We start from the raw sequence: 18,210 nt of genomic DNA, 5'->3' as shown, positions 1-18,210 counted from the left end.
TGGCATACACTGGCAATAAATGAACCTCTCAGTCATCGCTTCGTTTCCGGGTGGCGTTTTTTCGGACAAAAGGAGTCCTTTTTCATGCTTTTCGCGCTGAAAAAAGTGTTCGGCGGCCTGCTGCTGCCCCTGCCCATGCTGCTGTTAATCATGGCGCTGGGTATTATCTTGATCTGGTTCAGCCGCTGGCAAAAGAGCGGCAAAATTTTGATCTCCGCCAGCTGGATCTTGTTGCTGCTGCTCAGCCTGCAGCCGGTCGCCGATCGTCTGCTGGCGCCGATCGAAGATCGTTATCCCACCTGGCACAATCAGCAGCCGCTCGCTTATATCGTGGTGCTTGGTGGGGGTTATACCTGGAATGACGCGTGGGCACCCAGCTCTAACATGCTCAACAACAGCCTGCCGCGCCTGACGGAAGGCATCCGCATCTGGCGTGCCAACCCGGGAGCCAGGCTGATTTTTACCGGTGGTAGAGCGCAGAACAATCCGCTGAGCTCTGCTGAGGTGACGTCGCGCGTGGCGCAGTCGCTGGGCGTACCTGCCGAAGCGATTATCACCCTGGATAAGCCGCATGATACCGAGCAGGAAGCCAGTGAAGTGGCGAAAATTGTCGGCGAGCAGCCGTTTGCACTGGTGACGTCAGCTAACCATCTGCCCAGAGCGATGATCTTTTTCCAGCGCCAGGGGTTACACCCCTGGCCAGCGCCTGCGAATCAGCTGGCGGTCACTTCTCCACTTAATCTGTGGGAAAGGGCGATGCCGAACTCATTCTGGCTGGGACACAGCGAGCGGGCATGGTATGAGAGCCTGGGCCGCTTGTGGCAATGGCTGAAGCCGCAAAGCGCTAGCTGAGCCACGGCAGCAGGGAGCGTGCGGCGAGCTTGAAACGCGGCGGGTCAAATTGTGTGGTGTGGATCAGTCGCGCCGCCTCCTCCCACAGGATATAGAGCCAGCGGCGGGCAACAAAGCCCTCCGCCACCGGAGCGCGCTGAAGATATGCGCTGAGAATCGCCTCCCCGGCAACGGACTCGCACAGCGGGTAAAGGTCAAACTCACGCGGTGCCCACAGCACCGTACCGGGATTGATTATCGCCTGCAGCCGGTCGCCCCAGGCCTCTTTCACAATGCTGCTCAGCGCGAGGTTGCCATGAACCAGCACGCACGGGTCGTCAAAACCGGCAAACAGGGCACTGAGGCAGGCACGGCTGCGAAACAGTATCTGGCGGTCGTCGATATCCAGCGCTGACGGCTGCAGATAATTTAGCGTCGCCCACAGCACCTCAATGCGCTGCGTATACCATGCAGGCCAGCGATTTTGCTGAGTGCTGTCCACCGTGCCGACCAGACCATGGCTGTCAATACGATGCCAGGAGAGCATGCCCTCGACGATTTGCTCCTGCAGCTGCTGCCAGCGATCGGGAGTGCGGGTCGGCGCTTCAACCGAGACGCCGCCGATCCGCTCGATCAGCAGCACTTCGTGCTGCGGGGGCTGCTGGCTGATCACCAGCCCGTAAACGGCGGGCACGCGCACTTTCCCCTCACGCGCCAGCATCGACAGCTTGTGGGCTTCCTGAGCGGCAATACCCTTCATAGAGAAGTATTTCGCGACCAGCGGCAGTGAATAGCCGCTGTCATCATAAAGGGTGTAGAGGCTGGCATAGGGTTGCTGACTGATGCATTCAACCCGGCTGACGGTTTCACCAAGTACCAGTTCGAGTTCAGATCGCAGTTGTTCCATCCGCCCTCCTTTCAGGCAGGCACGCTTATCATGGCGCTGAAAGTGGTGATTTGCTCAGCATGGGATCAAATTTGCAGGCAGTAGATCGGGGCTGCGAATGCACCCCCGATTAAACTCAACGCATGGCCGCACGGACGCGCAGCAGATCTTCCGGAGTATCAACCCCCACGCTGGGAATGGCTTTCGCCACGTCAACGTGGATCTTCTCGCCGTACCACAGCACGCGCAGCTGCTCCAGCAGCTCTATCTGCTCCAGCGGGCTCGCTTCCCAACCTACATAGCGGCGGATAAAACCGGCACGGTAGCCGTAAATCCCGATATGACGCAGGAAGTGGTCGCCAATGGTGTCGCGTGAGGCTGAAAAACGCTCGCGATCCCAGGGGATTGTGGCGCGCGAGAAGTAGAGCGCATAGCCGTTAGCATCGCGCACCACTTTTACCGCATTCGGGTTGAAGGCCTCTTCCGCAGAGTCGATCGGCACCGCCAGCGTCGCCATACCGGCACTGCTTTTAGCCAGATTATCTGCCACCTGACGGATAATCACCGGGGGTATCATTGGCTCATCGCCCTGCACGTTGACAATCACCGTGTCATCGGCGAACTGGTAGTGCTCAATCACTTCCGCCAGGCGCTCGGTGCCTGACTGGTGATCGGGGCGGGTCATGCAGACCTCACCCCCGGCTGCCGTGACGGCACGCGCCACATCCTGGTTATCGGTAGCAACGATCACACGTTCAGCACCGGACTCCAGTGCGCGCTCCATGACGTGGACGACCATCGGTTTGCCGTGAATATCCACCAGCGGTTTACCCGGCAGGCGGGTAGAGGCAAAACGCGCCGGAATAATCGCCACAAAACTCATGGATGGCTCTCTTCCAGGGTCAGCGTACGCGCTTCAACTTCCAGCAGTACAGGAATTCCATCACGCACCGGATAGGCCAGCCCGTCTGGTTTGCACACCAGCTCCTGCAGATCTTTGTTGTAATACAGTTTGCCATGACATACCGGGCAGGCAACAATTTCAAGTAAACGATGATCCATGGTTCCTCCGCAATGAACCCAGTTTTGCAAGCCTCAAGAATACCATAGCTGCACCACAGCAGTTACCCGCCGGCCACGAAAAAACCGCTCCCGCACGCTATTTTCCAGCGCGCGGGCCAGGCCGTTGCCATCGATGCCGGAAGTTTATTGACCTCGATCATCTCAGCGCCCTGCCAGCGGGCAAACTTTGTCAGCGCGCGCTGCAGATCGCCCAGCAGTTGCTGCGTAACGCGCACCTCTGGCTCAAGCCACAGCGTTTTGACCTGCAATATTTTTTCTTTGCGCAGCATGCGCGCATCCAGGCGGCCTTTCAGCGCGCCACGATGCAGGATCGGCAGAACAAAATAGCCGTATTGCCGCTTCGCCTCCGGCGTGTAGCACTCCAGGCGGTAGTCAAAGTTGAATAGCTCCAGCGCCCGCTTACGGTCCCATACCAGCGGATCGAACGGTGAGAGGATGGCGGTGTGCGTGGCGGCCTGTGGAGCGTCAAGCTGGGCGAACAGCGTCTGGTGCACGTACAGCGTTCCAAGGCTTTCGACCTGTACTGCGCGCACCGTGCCCTGCTCCAGCCAGCGGGTGACTGCCTGAGTGACGGGCGCCCGCTTCAGGCGGTAATAGTCCGCCAGCCAGGAGGGACGAAAAATACCCAGGCTGGCCGCGCTGTTCTCCAGCATGCGCTCAGTGGCATCCTTTTCCTTCAATGCATGCAGGGCATCATCCCATTCAGGCAGTACCCGCTGCCGCAGATCGTAGACGCGCTGGAAGTTACGGCGCTCACTGACCATTAGCTCGCCTGCGCTAAACAGGTTTTCCAGATGACGCTTGTGCGGCTTCCACGCCCACCAGCCGGGTTTCTGCCCTGCCGGAGCAGCAAAATCTACCGATCGCACCGCGCCATTCTCACCAATATGCGCCAGCAGATCGGCGATCTCCTGCTGATGCTGATCCATCCATGCCTGATTGTACTTCCAGCCTAAGGCCGCCGGATTGAGCATACGGTGGCGCAGCAGTGGGTAATCTTCAATCGGGATAAAGCAGGCTTCATGCGCCCAGTATTCAAACAGTTTACCGCGGGCCAGCGCCTGTTCTAACCAGCTAACCGGGTAGTCTCCCAGGCGACTGAACAGCACTAGATAAGGGCTGCGCGCCACGACGTGGATGGTGTCAATTTGCAGCAGCGACATGCGCCTTATCGCGGCCAGCAGATCGTCAAAACGCGCTTTATGAGAAGGTGGCCGCAGTAAACCCTGTGCCGCAAGGTGCAGCTGGCGAGCCTGAACCAGTGAGAGAGTGACTGCCGTCATAATGCCATCCATAAAATTCAGATGGCTTCAGTGTAGCGTTTAGTCGGTAATGACGGAGAATTTAGCGAGGAATTAATGCACTGATTTTGTTCAGTAACGCCGCGGACTCAGACTGTGGTAACCGTGCATCCACCGGCAAATACCACCAGTCAGCGGCGGCGAAGGCGCGCGCTTTCACCGCGTCTTTCTCGGTCATCAGGAGCGTTTGCCCGGGGCCGATCAACGCATTCAGCGCGTCGGGGCTGTAGTTTTGATGGTCGGCAAAAGCCACTTCTTTCTCCAGCGTTACCCCCTGCTGGCGCAGGGTGTTGAAGAAGCGCGGTGGATGCCCAATGCCGGCCATTGCCACCACGTTCTTCAGTTCAGCTACCGGGCGCTGCTCACCGGATTGCAGATTGACCGCCATGCCCGGCACCAGCTGCATCGCCAGCTCGCCAGGCTGCGCTGTGCCGCCATTGGTGATAATCGCACTGACGCTGTTGAGGCGGCTGCTGCGCTCGCGCATTGGCCCGGCAGGCAACCACCAGCCATTGCCAAAACGCCGCTGGCCGTCGATCACCACAATTTCGATATCCCGTGCCAGCGCGTAGTGCTGCAGGCCATCGTCGGTAACGATAATATCCACCTGTCCGCCGCTGACCAGCGCTTCAACCGCCTGACGACGCACCGGAGCCACCGCAACCTGCGCGCCGGTGCGCTGGTAAATCAGCACCGGTTCATCTCCCGCTTCGGCGGTAGCCGTCTGCGGCCCCAGCACCAGCGGATAGTTGTCAGCTTTGCCGCCGTAGCCGCGCGACACTACGCCGACGCGCAAACCGCGCTGTTGCAGCGCCTGCACCAGCCAGATCACCACCGGCGTCTTGCCATTCCCCCCGGCGGTCAAATTGCCAACCACCACCACCGGGACCGGGGCGCGCCACGCCTTACGCCATCCCCAGCGATAGCTGAGGCGCAGCAGATTGCTAATCAGCCCGTACAACAGGCTGAAAGGCAACAGCAGCAGGTAAAGCGCGGAGCGTCCGCTCCAGATGCGTTCGATCATTGACCAAATTGCATCTTATGAAGCTGGGCATACACGCCGCGTTCCGCCAGCAGCACTTCGTGGCTACCGCGCTCGACAATCAGGCCATCTTCGACCACCACGATCTCATCGGCTTTCTCGATTGTGGACAGGCGGTGAGCAATCACCAGCGAAGTACGGTTTTTCTGCAGTTCATCCAGTGCGGCCTGAATAGCACGCTCGGACTCGGTATCCAGCGCGGAGGTTGCTTCATCCAGGATCAGGATTGGGCAGTCGCGCAGCAGCGCACGGGCAATGGCAATACGCTGACGCTGGCCGCCGGAGAGCAGCACGCCATTCTCACCAATCACCGTATCCAGTCCCTTATCCATCTTGCCGATAAAGTCCATGGCGTGCGCCATGGTGGCCGCTTTTTCGATATCGGCACGGCTGTACTGCTCGTGACGCGCATAGGCGATGTTATTGGCAATGGTGTCATTAAACAGATGGACGTTTTGTGATACCAGCGCCACCTGGTTACGCAGTGATGCCAGGGTGTATTCGCGCAGGTCGTGACCGTCCATCAGGATTTCACCCTGCTGAATATCATAGAAACGCGTCAGCAGGCTGGCCATGGTGGATTTACCGGAGCCTGAGCGGCCAACCAGCGCCACAGTTTTACCTGCGGGAATGCTCAGATTAATGTCGCGCAGTGCGGGAATATCGCGCCCCGGATAGCTAAAGGTCACATTGCGGAATTCAATATCGCCTTTAGCACGCTCGATAGTGCGCTTACCGGTATCGACTTCCTGCTCGCTGTCGAGGATTGAGAACAGGGTCTGGCAGGCGGCCATGCCGCGCTGGAACTGTGCGTTGACGTTTGTCAGCGATTTCAACGGGCGCATCAAAGCGATCATGGAGGAGAACACCACGGTAATGGTACCGGCGGTCAGCGTTTCCATTACGCTTGGGAAGCTGGCGGCATACAGTACAAAGGCCAGAGCCAGCGAGGCAATCAGCTGAATAATCGGGTCAGAGATTGATGAAGCGGAAACCAACTTCATGCCCTGCTGACGCATGCGATTGCTGACGGTATCAAAGCGCTGGCTTTCAATTTCCTGGCCGCCAAAGATCAGCACTTCTTTATGCCCTTTCAGCATCTGCTCAGCGCTGGTGGTGACCTGCCCCATGGTGTTCTGCATATTTTTACTGATGTTGCGGAAGCGCTTGGAGACCATGCGAATCGCAAACGAAACGATCGGAGCCAGAACAATCAGGATCAGCGACAGCTGCCAGCTGTAGTAAAACATCATGATAAACAGGCCGATAATCGAAGCCCCTTCGCGCACCACGGTAACCAGCGCGCTGGAGGAGGATGAGGCAACCTGCTCAGAATCATAGGTGATGCGTGACAGCAGAGTCCCGGTAGACTGCTGGTCGAAAAAGGCGACCGGCATGCCCATCATGTGACTGAACAGGCGACGGCGCATGCCCATAACCACGTTACCGGATACCCAGGAAATACAGTAGCTGGAAGCATAGCTGGTAATGCCACGGATCAGCATCAGTCCAATCACAGCCAGCGGCATCCATAGCAGTACGGAACTGTCCGCTTTGCCAAAACCATCATCGAGTAAAGGTTTCAGCAGTGACAGCATCAGCGTATCGCCTGCCGCGTTGAGGACCAGCGCGATCGCTGCCACAATCAACCCGGTTTTGTATGGCACAATCATTGGCCAGAGACGACGGAATGTCTGCCAGGTGGAGAGATCTTTATCCAGATGCATTATTTAACCAGCTTTAGATGAAATAGCCGCTTATTCTAGCCGGAATCGCGGAGTACGCCAAACCACTGATGGTACCAACGGTTCATTATTTGTTCTCTTAATCCTAATAGTTGCCAGTAATCACCGTAAAAACGCGCGCTCAGCTGTCCGGAAAGGGCGGTATCGCGCCATTCGACGTGATTTTTACCATAGCGCTGAATAATTTGTACCGCAGGTAAACGCCAGGCGCTATATCGGGCAGCGGACGCCACCGCCACGCGGGGATTGACCGCGCGCAGAAAAGGCGGCGACGACGATGTCCTGCTGCCGTGATGCGGCACCAGCAGAAAATCGGCAGCCAGATGTTGCCGCTGTGTCGCCGTCAGTTTGAGCTCAGCAGGAGCTTCAATATCACCCGTTAGCAGTACTCGCCATTTGCCATCGGTGATGGCAATGACGCAGGATTGATTATTGCCCTCGCCCTTTTCCCCGGCTGGCGGCCACAGAGCACTAAACTGCAGCCCCTGCCACTGCCAGCGCTCGCCCGTGCGGCAGGTTAAGTGACCGGGACGCCCCAGCGCGCTGCGCACGCGGGCTGTCGGAAAGGCCGCCTGCACGCTCTCCAGCCCACCAATATGGTCAAGATGGGCATGGCTGATAATAATATTTGTCACGGTAAGCCCCTGCCAGGCTAGCCACGGCAGGATCTGACTCTGCGCCATATTGCCCGTTGGCCAGCGGTTGCCGCTATCGTACAGCGTGGCCTCTCCGTGGCGGGAAATCACCACGGCCAGCCCGTGACCGACATCCAGCGTATCCACCCGCCAGTCAGGCTTCTCACTAAAATAGCGCCAGCTGCTCAGCAACAACGCGGCGCTCAACAGCGTAAGCGGAGAGGAACGCCACCAGCTAAACCTTATGCTGAGAAACAGCAGCCAGCACAGCAGGCTGGCAGCGGTCAGTGTCTCATCTAAAGTGAGCCAGCCGTGCGGGAGGCGCCCGAGCGGCAGAAATACCAGTGCCAGCGAACGATCAACCCCCTGCCAAAGCCAGAGATTGATACCGGGCAACGGATTAGCCATCAACGCGATCAACATCAGTGGCACGGTCACCAGCGAGATCAGTGGAACGGCCCAGAGATTCGCCAGCAGCGCACTCAGGCTGACCCCGTGAAACAGCACAGCCTGCAGCGGCATCATCAGCAATAGCATGCCCACCTGCAGATGCAGCAGCCGTAGAAGAAACCAGCGTTTTTTTCGTGCAAACTTCGGCGGCAGCGGAAAAAAGTGATACCACAGCAGGAGCCCGCCCACGGCCAGCGCCGACAGCCACAGGCTGTCCGAAAGCACGCTGAGCGGATCAACGAACAGGATTACGGCAATGCACACACTCCATACCTGCCAGCCATGGCAGCTGATCGCCCGCAGGCGCAGCAGGTTCCAGCTTATCAGTGCCAGCATCGCACGCATCGCCGGGGGATTTCCGCCGGAAAGCCAGCAGTAGAGCAGCCCAACCAGCAAACTGCAGAGCAGCGGAAAACGGTAACCAATAGCCCCGGCAGGCAACAGGTATTGAACGCCACGGGCCAGCAGCCAGCCGAACGTGGCGGCGAGAGCAATATGCATTCCCGATATCGCCATCAGGTGGGCCGTCCCAGTCTCCCGCAGCAGTTGATTCGTCGCGCGATCCACTTCTGCTCTTTCGCCAAACGCCAATGCAGAAATCAGCGCCTGCCAGGGCAGGTCGCCATAGTTCTGTTGCGCGGCACGGATTACCCTGGCGCGCCAGCTGCAGGTTTTATCAGTGACCTGTGCCGCCATCACCCTGCCGGTCATCGGTGTCGCGTTGGCAACCGCAAAGCGCTGCCGGTCAAAACTGCCTTCGTTCAACAGCGCATGCACCGATCTCAGCGCCAGCTGCATCTGCCAGCGCTGCCCCGCGCAAAAAGCGATAGGCTGCGGGCTGACTTTGACCACGGCGTACAGCGGGGGAAAGAGCATGTGTTGCTGATAGCGCCAGACTCTGATTTTAATGCGCTCGCCATCTGGCAACACATTCTCGATGATTACCTCTGCCTGCAGAGGCCGACGTGTTAATTGCTGAATGTTTTCCAGCAGCGTAATACCACTTCCTGCTGACCAGACAAACAGCAGCAGCACTAAACCCATTTTTACGGCCATAGCCCAGCGCAGCTGTGCAAGCAACAGCGCGAGGCAAAGCAGCGCGGCGCTGGCCCATCGACCAGGCAGCTGCGATAAAAAATTCAGCGGTAGCGACGCGGCGATAACACCCCACGCCAGCTGGTTTACGGTTAACAACATTGCGGCTCCCTGAGTTTCCTTTACCCAGTTTCTCGCAGCAAAGATTGGCGGTCAGCCAGAGGCTGTCTGATGCTGGGGGCGTCTCGCAAACAATCGTTTTAAGTTGCCGCGTTTGCCGGCGATTTTGCGTATCGGCTTCCACTTGCGCTGAATTTCAGGCAAAAAAAAACGACACCGAAGTGTCGTTTTTTATGCATAACTGCTTTTAGTCGCCGTAGATATTGGCACGGTCGCGCAGCTCTTTACCTGGCTTGAAGTGTGGAACGTATTTACCTTCCAACTCCACTTTGTCACCCGTTTTCGGGTTACGGCCAGTGCGAGGTGCACGATAGTGCAAAGAAAAGCTGCCAAATCCCCGGATTTCGATGCGTTCGCCCTGTGACAACGTCGTTGCCATGTGCTCCAGCATCTCTTTTACCGCATCCTCAACGACTTTCGCCGGAATATGAGAGTGCTGGCCAGCAAGTCTTTCAATCAGTTCTGACTTGGTCATAAAACCTCCGGTTAATCCCTTTAGGGGAAAGTTCTGACAGTTAACGACGCTACAGGGCAGCTTGCGCTGCCCTTAAAGCAATTACTCGCCTTTAGCTGCTTTGAATGCTTCAGCCATAGCGTTAGAGAAGTTGCCTTCTTCCGGTTTGTTAGTGTTAACCGTATTGATAGCTTCTTTCTCATCAGCCTGGTCTTTTGCACGAACAGACAGGCTAACAACGCGGTTCTTACGATCAACACCGGTGAATTTAGCTTCAACATCGTCGCCAACATTCAGAACCAGAGTTGCGTCTTCTACGCGGTCCAGCGATGCTTCAGAAGCACGCAGGTAACCTTCAACGCCGTCAGCTAATTCAACTGTAGCACCTTTAGCGTCAACTGCAGTCACTTTACCGTTAACAATTGCACCTTTCTTGTTCAGAGAGATGTAGTTGTTGAACGGATCTTCTGCCAGCTGCTTAACGCCCAGGGAGATACGCTCGCGCTCTGCGTCAACCTGCAGAACCACAGCTGCGATTTCGTCGCCTTTCTTATATTCACGTACTGCTTCTTCTCCGGTAGCGTTCCAGGAGATGTCAGACAGGTGAACCAGGCCGTCGATGCCGCCGTCCAGGCCGATGAAGATACCGAAGTCAGTGATTGACTTGATTTTACCTTCAACACGGTCGCCCTTGTTGTGGGTTTCTGCAAACTGCTGCCATGGGTTGTTTTTGCACTGCTTCAGACCCAGGGAGATACGACGACGTTCTTCGTCGATGTCCAGAACCATAACTTCAACAACATCACCAACGTTAACAACTTTAGATGGGTGAATGTTCTTGTTGGTCCAGTCCATTTCAGAAACGTGTACCAGGCCTTCAACGCCTTCTTCGATTTCAACGAAGCAGCCGTAGTCGGTCAGGTTAGTTACACGACCAGTCAGCTTGGTGCCTTCTGGGTAACGTTTCGCGATAGCAACCCATGGATCTTCGCCCAGCTGCTTCAGACCCAGAGAAACACGGGTACGCTCGCGGTCGAACTTCAGCACTTTAACAGTGATTTCGTCGCCAACATTCACGATTTCGCTTGGATGCTTAACGCGTTTCCATGCCATATCAGTGATGTGCAGCAGGCCGTCAACGCCGCCCAGATCAACGAATGCACCGTAGTCAGTCAGGTTCTTAACGATACCTTTAACTTCCATGCCTTCCTGCAGGTTTTCCAGCAGCTGATCGCGCTCTGCGCTGTTTTCGGATTCGATTACCGCACGACGTGAAACAACAACGTTGTTACGCTTCTGATCCAGCTTGATGACTTTGAACTCAAGCTCTTTGCCTTCCAGGTGCAGCGTATCGCGCACTGGACGTACATCTACCAGTGAACCTGGCAGGAACGCACGAATACCGTTCAGCTCTACAGTGAAGCCGCCTTTAACTTTACCGTTGATAACACCGGTAACAGTCTCAGCTTCTTCGTAGGCTTTTTCCAGCGTGATCCATGCTTCGTGACGTTTAGCTTTTTCACGAGACAGCAGGGTTTCACCGAAGCCGTCTTCTACTGCATCCAGAGCAACGTCTACTTCGTCGCCAACCTGAATTTCCAGTTCGCCGGCTGCGTTCTTGAACTGCTCTGCAGGAATTGCAGACTCAGATTTCAGACCCGCATCAACCAGAACGACGTCTTTGTCGATAGAGACAACAACGCCACGAACGATGGAACCCGGACGGGTTTCGATTGTTTTTAAGGATTCTTCAAATAGTTCAGCAAAAGATTCAGTCATATTGATAATCTTCAGGATTCTTCAATTTAACGTCCACCTGACATCCTGACGGGTGGGGTTGTTTCACATGCCCCATGACGTCCATATCACAGGGTTAGATAAATCATTCTGTGAGCAAGGGCTCAGACAGAGGTCATTAAGCGTAGCTGACTTTTACGCCAGAGCGAGTTTTTCGCGCGCATATTTTAGCGCAATCTCAATCACCTGCTCAATCGACATTGTAGTCGAATCAAGCACTAAGGCGTCATCGGCCGGCACCAGAGGTGCAATAGCACGATTACGGTCACGCTCGTCACGCTCTTTTATCTCAGATAAAAGGCGCTCAAAGTTAACACTAAAGCCTTTCTCCTGCAACTGCAGCATACGGCGGTTAGCACGTTCTTCGGAGCTGGCATCCAGGAAGATTTTCACCGGAGCATCAGGAAAAACCACGGTACCCATATCACGCCCGTCGGCAATCAGGCCCGGCAGCTCGCGGAAACCGCGCTGGCGCCGCAGCAGCGCTTCACGCACGCGCGGGAAGGCAGCGACTTTCGAGGCGGTATTGCTGACATCCTGAGTCCGGATCTCCGAGGAGACATCTTCCCCTTCGAGGATCACTTCCATTTCGCCGCCGTTAGAGACAAAACGCACATCGAGATGGGCAGCGATAGGCACCAGCGCTTCTTCTGAGGTGATATCGACCTGATGGTGTAATGCAGCCAGGGCCAGCACGCGATAAATTGCGCCGGAATCCAACAGGTGCCACTGCAATGCCTCGGCCATTGCTTTACACAACGTTCCTTTCCCGGCACCGCTAGGGCCATCAATGGTGATCACTGGGGCTATTGCCGTCATGTCGTTCTCCTGTCGGTGGGATACCGGGGCAACCTGTACCCCGGTAAATATCGACGCGCATTATACCCTGCAAAGCTGAAGCTGCAACCGCGTCAGCAGAGCCCTTATGCCAGCTGGCTAATGCGGGCTAGCTGCTCAAAGTAATCAGGGAAGGTTTTGGCGGTGCATTTTGGATCGAGAATGGTGACCGGGGTGGCCGAAAGCGCCACCAGCGAGAAGCACATTGCCATACGGTGATCGTTATAGGTGCCGATTTCAGCAAACTGAATCTGGGCGGGAGGGGTAATGCGAATGTAGTCATTGCCCTCTTCCACTTCTGCGCCAACTTTGCGCAGTTCAGTGGCCATCGCCGCCAGGCGATCGGTCTCTTTGACGCGCCAGTTGTAAATATTGCGCATCACGGTGGTGCCTTTAGCGAACAGTGCCGCCGTTGCAATGGTCATCGCCGCGTCAGGAATATGATTCATATCGAGATCGATAGCGTTGAGATCGCCACGGGTACAGGCAATAAAGTCATCGCCCCACTCAATGCGGGCACCCATTTTTTCCAGCACGTCAGCAAAGCGAATATCTCCCTGCATGCTGTTGCGACCAATACCGGTCACTTTCACCGTTCCGCCTTTAATCGCTGCCGCAGCAAGGAAATAAGAGGCAGAGGAAGCATCACCTTCGACCAGGTAATCTCCCGGTGCCTGATACTGCTGCTGACCCCGCACGGTGAATGAACGGTAGTTATCGTTCTCTACTTCAACGCCAAAGGTCTTCATCAGATTCAGAGTGATATCGATGTAAGGTTTAGAAACCAGCTCACCCTTAATCGCAATGCGGGTGTCGTTTGCCGCCAGCGGAGCTGTCATCAGCAACGCGGTCAGGAACTGGCTGGAAACGCTGCCATCGACGGCTACGTCCCCCCCGCTGAATCCGCCTTTCAGGCGCAGCGGCGGATAATTTTCCTGCTCAAGATATTCAATGTCTGCGCCACCCTGGCGCAGTGCATCTACCAGGTGACCAATTGGGCGCTCTTTCATGCGCGGCTCACCGGTCAGGACGATATCGTTACTGCCCAGGCACAGCGCGGCAGCCAGCGGGCGCATCGCCGTTCCGGCATTGCCGAGGAAAAGTTCCAGGGCGCCCTCAGCTTTCAGCGCACCACCCTGACCCACTACCCGGCACACGGTGCGATCGGCAGACAGTGTGAACTGCACGCCCAGGGCCTGCAGCGCGGTCAGCATATGGCGCACATCATCACTGTCGAGCAGATTGGTCAGGCGGGTAGTACCGTTTGCCAGCGCAGCCAGTAACAGCGCGCGGTTAGACACGCTTTTAGAACCGGGAAGGTTAACGGTGCCGTCGACCAGGGCGATAGGTTGTAACGTCAGGGAATCCTGCATGTGAAACGTATTCTCCAAAATAATTACAATGAAACCCCGCAGGGCTGCGAGGTTTCAGATTTAAAACTCACTGCGAATGCAGGGGCACCTTAGCCGTGGCGACGCTCGAAGTCGACCATAAAGTCAGTCAGCGCTTTCACGCCTTCCAGCGGCATCGCATTGTAAATCGACGCGCGCATTCCACCGACAACGCGGTGCCCTTTCAGTGCATGCAGACCGGCTGCAAACGATTCGTCAATAAACAGCTTGTCCAGCGCAGAGTCTGCCAGCTGGAATGGCACGTTCATGCGCGAACGGTTCGCTACGGCCACATCGTTGCGGTAAAAATCGCTGCTGTCGATAGTGCCGTACAGCAGATCGGCTTTGGCCTGATTACGCTTGTCCAGCTCGTGCACACCGCCCTGCTCTTTCAGCCATTTAAATACCAGACCAGAGAGATACCAGGCGAAAGTTGGCGGAGTGTTAAACATCGACTCATTTTCCGCCAGCACTTTGTAATCGAGGATCGAAGGCAGCTCTTTACGCGCCTGACCCAGCAGATCTTCACGCACCACCACCAGGGTTAAGCCCGCCGGGCCGATATTTTTCTGCGCACCGGCGTAGATCACACCGTAGCGGCTGACATCCAGCGGCGTAGAGAGGATGGTCGAAGAGAGATCGGCTACGACCACTTTATCGCCAAAATCTGGCGTTTCATGGATGGCGATACCATCGATAGTTTCGTTCGGGCAGAAGTGCACATAGGCCGAGTTATCGGACAGCGCCCACTCGCTCATAGGCTTGATGCCACGCAAACCGGCCACGGTAGTTTTGGCATCGATGACATTAGGGGTGCAGTATTTCTGCGCCTCTTTCACCGCACTGGCAGCCCAATAGCCGCCGTCGATATAATCGGCTGTCGAATGCTGCCCCAGCAGATTCATTGGCACAGCAGCAAACTGCGCACGCGCACCGCCGTGGCAGAATAATACTTTGTAGTTGGAGGGGATTTTCAGCAGATCGCGAAAATCTTTTTCTGCCTCTTCAGCAACCTGAATAAATTCCTTACTGCGGTGGCTGATCTCCATCACGGAGGTCCCTAAGCCCTGCCAGTTGCAGAGTTCCTGCTCAGCCCGACGGAGCACTTCTACCGGCAACATAGCCGGACCAGAGCTAAAATTGAAAACCTGACTCATTTCCCCTCACCACTTTCAGATCGATCGGTTTTGATTCCTCTATCGGTTTTATCATTGCCACCCCATTGCTGCAATAATTTATCCGGTCAGCCGACCAGTTTCCCGAGGCGCGCCGCAACAGCTTGTAGGGCGTATGAAAGCGGAAACGATATTTTGTGAGGCATTTTCCTGTTTCATAAACAGACCGGTTAACTTTTCACTGTAAAATGGCACTCTTCCGACAATGAAATTAACGTTGTCAGATAGCGATTGCCGAGGAAAACCCGTATCATTGCGCGCTTTCCGCACAATCTCCGCACAATTCAAAACGAGTGGGCAAAATGACTCAAACTTATATCCCAGGCAAAGACGCCGCGTTGGAAGTCTCCATCGCACGCTTTCAGCAAAAACTACAGGATCTGGGCTTCAACATTGAAGAAGCATCCTGGCTGAATCCGGTGCCAAATGTCTGGTCAGTTCATATTCGCGACCGCGACTGCCCGCTGTGTTTTACCAATGGTAAAGGTGCCAGTGAGAAAGCGGCGCTCGCCTCGGCTTTGGGCGAGTATTTTGAACGCCTGTCGACCAACTATTTCTTCGCTGACTTCTGGTTAGGCGAGCAGATCGCCAACGGCGATTTTGTTCATTATCCTAACGAGAAATGGTTCCCGCTACCGGATGATGACCAGCTGCCTGAGGGCATTCTGGATGCCCGTCTGCGTAAATTCTACGACCCGGAAAATGAAGTCAGCGCCAGCGACCTGATCGATCTGCAGTCAGGCAATGCCGCGCGCGGGATCTGCAGCCTGCCGTTCACCCGTCAGTCTGACCAGCAGACCGTTTATATTCCGATGAACATCATCGGCAACCTGTATGTGTCGAACGGGATGTCGGCCGGTAACACCGCTAATGAAGCCCGCGTTCAGGGTCTGTCTGAGGTGTTTGAGCGCCATATTAAAAATCGTATTATTGCGGAATCCATCAGCCTGCCGCTGATCCCGCAGGATGTTCTGGACCGCTATCCGGGCGTGGTGGAAGCGATTGCCACGTTGGAAGCAGAAGGCTTCCCTATCTTCTCTTACGATGCCTCACTGGGCGGCAAATACCCGGTGATCTGCGTGGTGCTGTTCAACCCGGCTAATGGCACCTGCTTCGCCTCATTCGGCGCGCACCCGGACTTCGGCGTGGCGCTCGAGCGTACCGTGACCGAGCTACTGCAGGGCCGCGGGCTGAAGGATTTGGATGTCTTCACCCCACCTACCTTCGATGATGAAGAAGTAGCGGAACACGCCAACCTGGAAACTCACTTTATTGACTCCAGCGGCCTGATCTCCTGGGATATGTTCAAAGATGATGCTGACTACCCGTTCGCGGACTGGAGCTTCAAAGGCACAACTGAGGAAGAGTTCGCGACGCTGATGGCGATCTTCAAGGCCGAAGATCAGGAAGTATACATCGCCGATTACGAGCATCTGGATGTTTACGCCTGCCGCATTATCGTGCCTGGCATGTCAGATATTTATCCGGCGGAAGATCTCCTTCTGGCCAATAACAGCATGGGCGCTTATCTGCGTGATACGCTGCTCGCCCTGCCGGAAAGCAGCTGGGAGAAAGCGGACTACCTTGCACTGCTGGAGCAGCTGGATGAAGACGGCCACGACGACTTTACCCGCGTGCGTGAACTGCTGGGCCTGGCTACCGGTAAAGACAACGGCTGGTACACGCTGCGCATTGGCGAACTGAAGGCTATGCTGGCGCTGGCCGGTGGCGATCTGGAGCAGGCGCTGATCTGGACAGAGTGGACCATGGAATTCAACCAGTCCATTTTCAGCCCGGAGCGCGCTAACTACTATCGCTGCCTGCAGACGCTACTGCTGCTGAGCCAGGAAGATGAGCGCGATCCGCTGCAGTACCATACGGCATTTGTTCGCATGTACGGTCAGGATGCGGTTGACGCCGCTTCTGCTGCGCTTAGCGGTGAAGCTCCGTTCTACGGCCTGCAGAGTGTTGATAGCGAGCTGAAAGCCTTCCCGGCACACCAGGCGCTGTTAGGGGCCTATGAAAAGCTACAGGCTGCTAAACGCCGTTACTGGAAATAAATCCATTTAAAACGGCCTAAAAATTCAAAATAAATTTCTTCCGCCGTTTTATTTTTCTGGCGCGAGTTCAGCGCCAGGTTAATAAAAGGTAACAGCTCAGGCTGTTACCTTTTTTATTGTCACAATATAGCTAAATTTACTACCAGTATTTTACCCACGTCGGGCCAGCTTCCCATCAAGACTCAAATATATTTTTAATAATTAAAAAAGTTTTATTCGATACAAAACAACAAGATAAACCGATTAACCCTTTTGACATCAGGGCTTTACAGGCGCAATTGCTCGCGCAATATGATCCACATCAACTTCTCTCCTATACTCCTTTGTTAGACTTTCCGCGCTGACTACTTTTGGGAGAACGTTAGTGTGAAAGCTGGCAACCCCTTTGATCTATTATTACCGTCCGAAATGGCGAAAGTTGCCGAAGACGCTGGCGTCTATAAAGCAACGAAACACCCCTTCACGACTTTTTTTTTGGCAATTACTGCCGGTGTATTCATCTCTATCGCATTTGCTTTCTATATCACGGCCACCACCGGGACAGGCACGGTTCCCTGGGGATTGGCGAAGCTGGTTGGCGGCATCTGTTTCTCACTCGGACTGATGCTGGTGGTGGTATGCGGTGCTGACCTGTTCACCTCGACCGTCCTAACGGTGGTGGCGAAAGCCAGCGGACGCATTAGCTGGCTGGAACTGGCACGTAACTGGATCATCGTCTATTTCGGAAACTTTCTTGGCGCTATCTTCTTTGTTGCGCTGATTTGGTTTGCCGGACAGTACATGGCAGCGAACGGCGCGTGGGGGCTGAATGTGCTGCAGACCGCCGATCACAAGATGCACCATACCTTTGTTGAGGCCGTCTGCCTCGGCATTCTCGCCAACCTGATGGTGTGCATGGCGGTATGGATGAGCTACTCCGGCCGCAGCCTGCTGGACAAGATGTTTGCCATGGTACTGCCGGTAGCGATGTTCGTTGCCAGCGGCTTTGAGCACAGCATCGCCAACATGTTCCTTATCCCGATGGCGATTGTGATTAGAGATTTTGCTTCACCTGAATTCTGGCAGGCCACCGGCGCGACAGCGGAACAGTTTTCGCATCTCACCGTTAGCCACTTTATTACCGACAACCTGATTCCGGTCACGCTGGGCAATATCATCGGCGGTGGTTTGCTGGTCGGGTTGACCTACTGGGTAATTTATCTGCGTGATGGCGACCATCACTGATTATCCCAGCTCAAGAATCTTGCAACCGTCGGCGTGACACTACCCGGCGGGAACGTACAACGAACTTCACGTTATAAGGTAGGT

15 protein-coding genes are annotated in these 18,210 nt (G+C 55.5%); 3 read left to right on the top strand and 12 right to left on the bottom strand.

Annotation, left to right across the window (positions count from 1 at the left end; genetic code table 11):
- Nucleotides 1-84: 84 nt before the first annotated feature.
- Nucleotides 85-852, top strand: coding sequence for an envelope biogenesis factor ElyC (gene elyC / locus QLG07_RS00330; protein WP_282468197.1), 768 nt, complete (start codon nucleotides 85-87; stop codon nucleotides 850-852).
- Here elyC and QLG07_RS00325 read toward each other — a convergent pair.
- From QLG07_RS00325 to serC, 12 genes are all read right to left on the bottom strand, one after another.
- Nucleotides 845-1,738, bottom strand: a complete 894-nt coding sequence (locus QLG07_RS00325) for a YcbJ family phosphotransferase (RefSeq protein WP_282468196.1) — start codon at nucleotides 1,736-1,738, stop codon at nucleotides 845-847. The two genes, elyC and QLG07_RS00325, sit on opposite strands and share 8 nt — an antisense overlap.
- A gap of 115 nt (nucleotides 1,739-1,853) precedes the next feature.
- Complete coding sequence (gene kdsB / locus QLG07_RS00320; RefSeq protein WP_048916528.1) at nucleotides 1,854-2,600, bottom strand: 3-deoxy-manno-octulosonate cytidylyltransferase; 747 nt, start codon at nucleotides 2,598-2,600, stop codon at nucleotides 1,854-1,856.
- Entirely contained in the window at nucleotides 2,597-2,779 is a 183-nt protein-coding gene (locus QLG07_RS00315) for a Trm112 family protein (protein ID WP_048916529.1), read from the bottom strand. The genes kdsB and QLG07_RS00315 overlap by 4 nt, the downstream gene beginning before the upstream one ends.
- 62 nt (nucleotides 2,780-2,841) lie before the next feature.
- Complete coding sequence (locus QLG07_RS00310; RefSeq protein ID WP_282468195.1) at nucleotides 2,842-4,083, bottom strand: winged helix-turn-helix domain-containing protein; 1,242 nt, start codon at nucleotides 4,081-4,083, stop codon at nucleotides 2,842-2,844.
- Nucleotides 4,084-4,144: 61 nt separating this feature from the next.
- Complete coding sequence (gene lpxK / locus QLG07_RS00305; protein ID WP_191149252.1) at nucleotides 4,145-5,125, bottom strand: tetraacyldisaccharide 4'-kinase; 981 nt, start codon at nucleotides 5,123-5,125, stop codon at nucleotides 4,145-4,147.
- Complete coding sequence (gene msbA / locus QLG07_RS00300) at nucleotides 5,122-6,870, bottom strand: lipid A ABC transporter ATP-binding protein/permease MsbA (protein WP_133624064.1); 1,749 nt, start codon at nucleotides 6,868-6,870, stop codon at nucleotides 5,122-5,124. Before msbA ends, lpxK begins: the two co-directional genes overlap by 4 nt.
- A gap of 35 nt (nucleotides 6,871-6,905) precedes the next feature.
- Nucleotides 6,906-9,170 carry a ComEC family protein gene (locus QLG07_RS00295; RefSeq protein WP_282468194.1) on the bottom strand — a complete coding sequence of 755 codons (2,265 nt, stop codon included), beginning with the start codon at nucleotides 9,168-9,170 and terminating at the stop codon, nucleotides 6,906-6,908.
- Nucleotides 9,171-9,375: 205 nt separating this feature from the next.
- Nucleotides 9,376-9,663, bottom strand: coding sequence for an integration host factor subunit beta (gene ihfB / locus QLG07_RS00290; RefSeq protein WP_048916533.1), 288 nt, complete (start codon nucleotides 9,661-9,663; stop codon nucleotides 9,376-9,378).
- Between the two features lie 81 nt (nucleotides 9,664-9,744).
- Nucleotides 9,745-11,421 carry a 30S ribosomal protein S1 gene (rpsA, locus tag QLG07_RS00285; RefSeq protein ID WP_048916534.1) on the bottom strand — a complete coding sequence of 559 codons (1,677 nt, stop codon included), beginning with the start codon at nucleotides 11,419-11,421 and terminating at the stop codon, nucleotides 9,745-9,747.
- A 153-nt stretch (nucleotides 11,422-11,574) separates the two neighbouring features.
- On the bottom strand, nucleotides 11,575-12,258 hold the full coding sequence (cmk, locus tag QLG07_RS00280; protein ID WP_048916535.1) for a (d)CMP kinase: 684 nt from the start codon (nucleotides 12,256-12,258) through the stop codon (nucleotides 11,575-11,577).
- A 104-nt stretch (nucleotides 12,259-12,362) separates the two neighbouring features.
- The gene (gene aroA, locus QLG07_RS00275; RefSeq protein WP_282468193.1) at nucleotides 12,363-13,649 is read right to left on the bottom strand and encodes a 3-phosphoshikimate 1-carboxyvinyltransferase; all 1,287 of its coding nucleotides are present in this window, start codon (nucleotides 13,647-13,649) and stop codon (nucleotides 12,363-12,365) included.
- A gap of 89 nt (nucleotides 13,650-13,738) precedes the next feature.
- Nucleotides 13,739-14,824: a 3-phosphoserine/phosphohydroxythreonine transaminase gene (gene serC, locus QLG07_RS00270; RefSeq protein WP_048916537.1), complete on the bottom strand. Its 1,086-nt coding sequence runs from the start codon at nucleotides 14,822-14,824 to the stop codon at nucleotides 13,739-13,741.
- Nucleotides 14,825-15,144: 320 nt separating this feature from the next.
- Here serC and ycaO point away from each other — a divergent pair, with 320 nt between their 5' ends.
- Together ycaO and focA are read left to right on the top strand one after the other, a co-directional pair.
- Entirely contained in the window at nucleotides 15,145-16,902 is a 1,758-nt protein-coding gene (ycaO, locus tag QLG07_RS00265) for a 30S ribosomal protein S12 methylthiotransferase accessory factor YcaO (RefSeq protein ID WP_099754064.1), read from the top strand.
- A 366-nt stretch (nucleotides 16,903-17,268) separates the two neighbouring features.
- The gene (focA, locus tag QLG07_RS00260; RefSeq protein WP_048916539.1) at nucleotides 17,269-18,126 is read left to right on the top strand and encodes a formate transporter FocA; all 858 of its coding nucleotides are present in this window, start codon (nucleotides 17,269-17,271) and stop codon (nucleotides 18,124-18,126) included.
- Nucleotides 18,127-18,210 lie beyond the last annotated feature (84 nt).

Source organism: Erwinia sp. V90_4, assembly GCF_029967685.1.
Classification (GTDB): Bacteria; Pseudomonadota; Gammaproteobacteria; order Enterobacterales; family Enterobacteriaceae; genus Erwinia; species Erwinia aphidicola.
The sequence above is the reverse complement of the archived record's forward strand: the minus strand, read 5'-3'. Positions and strand labels throughout refer to the sequence as shown.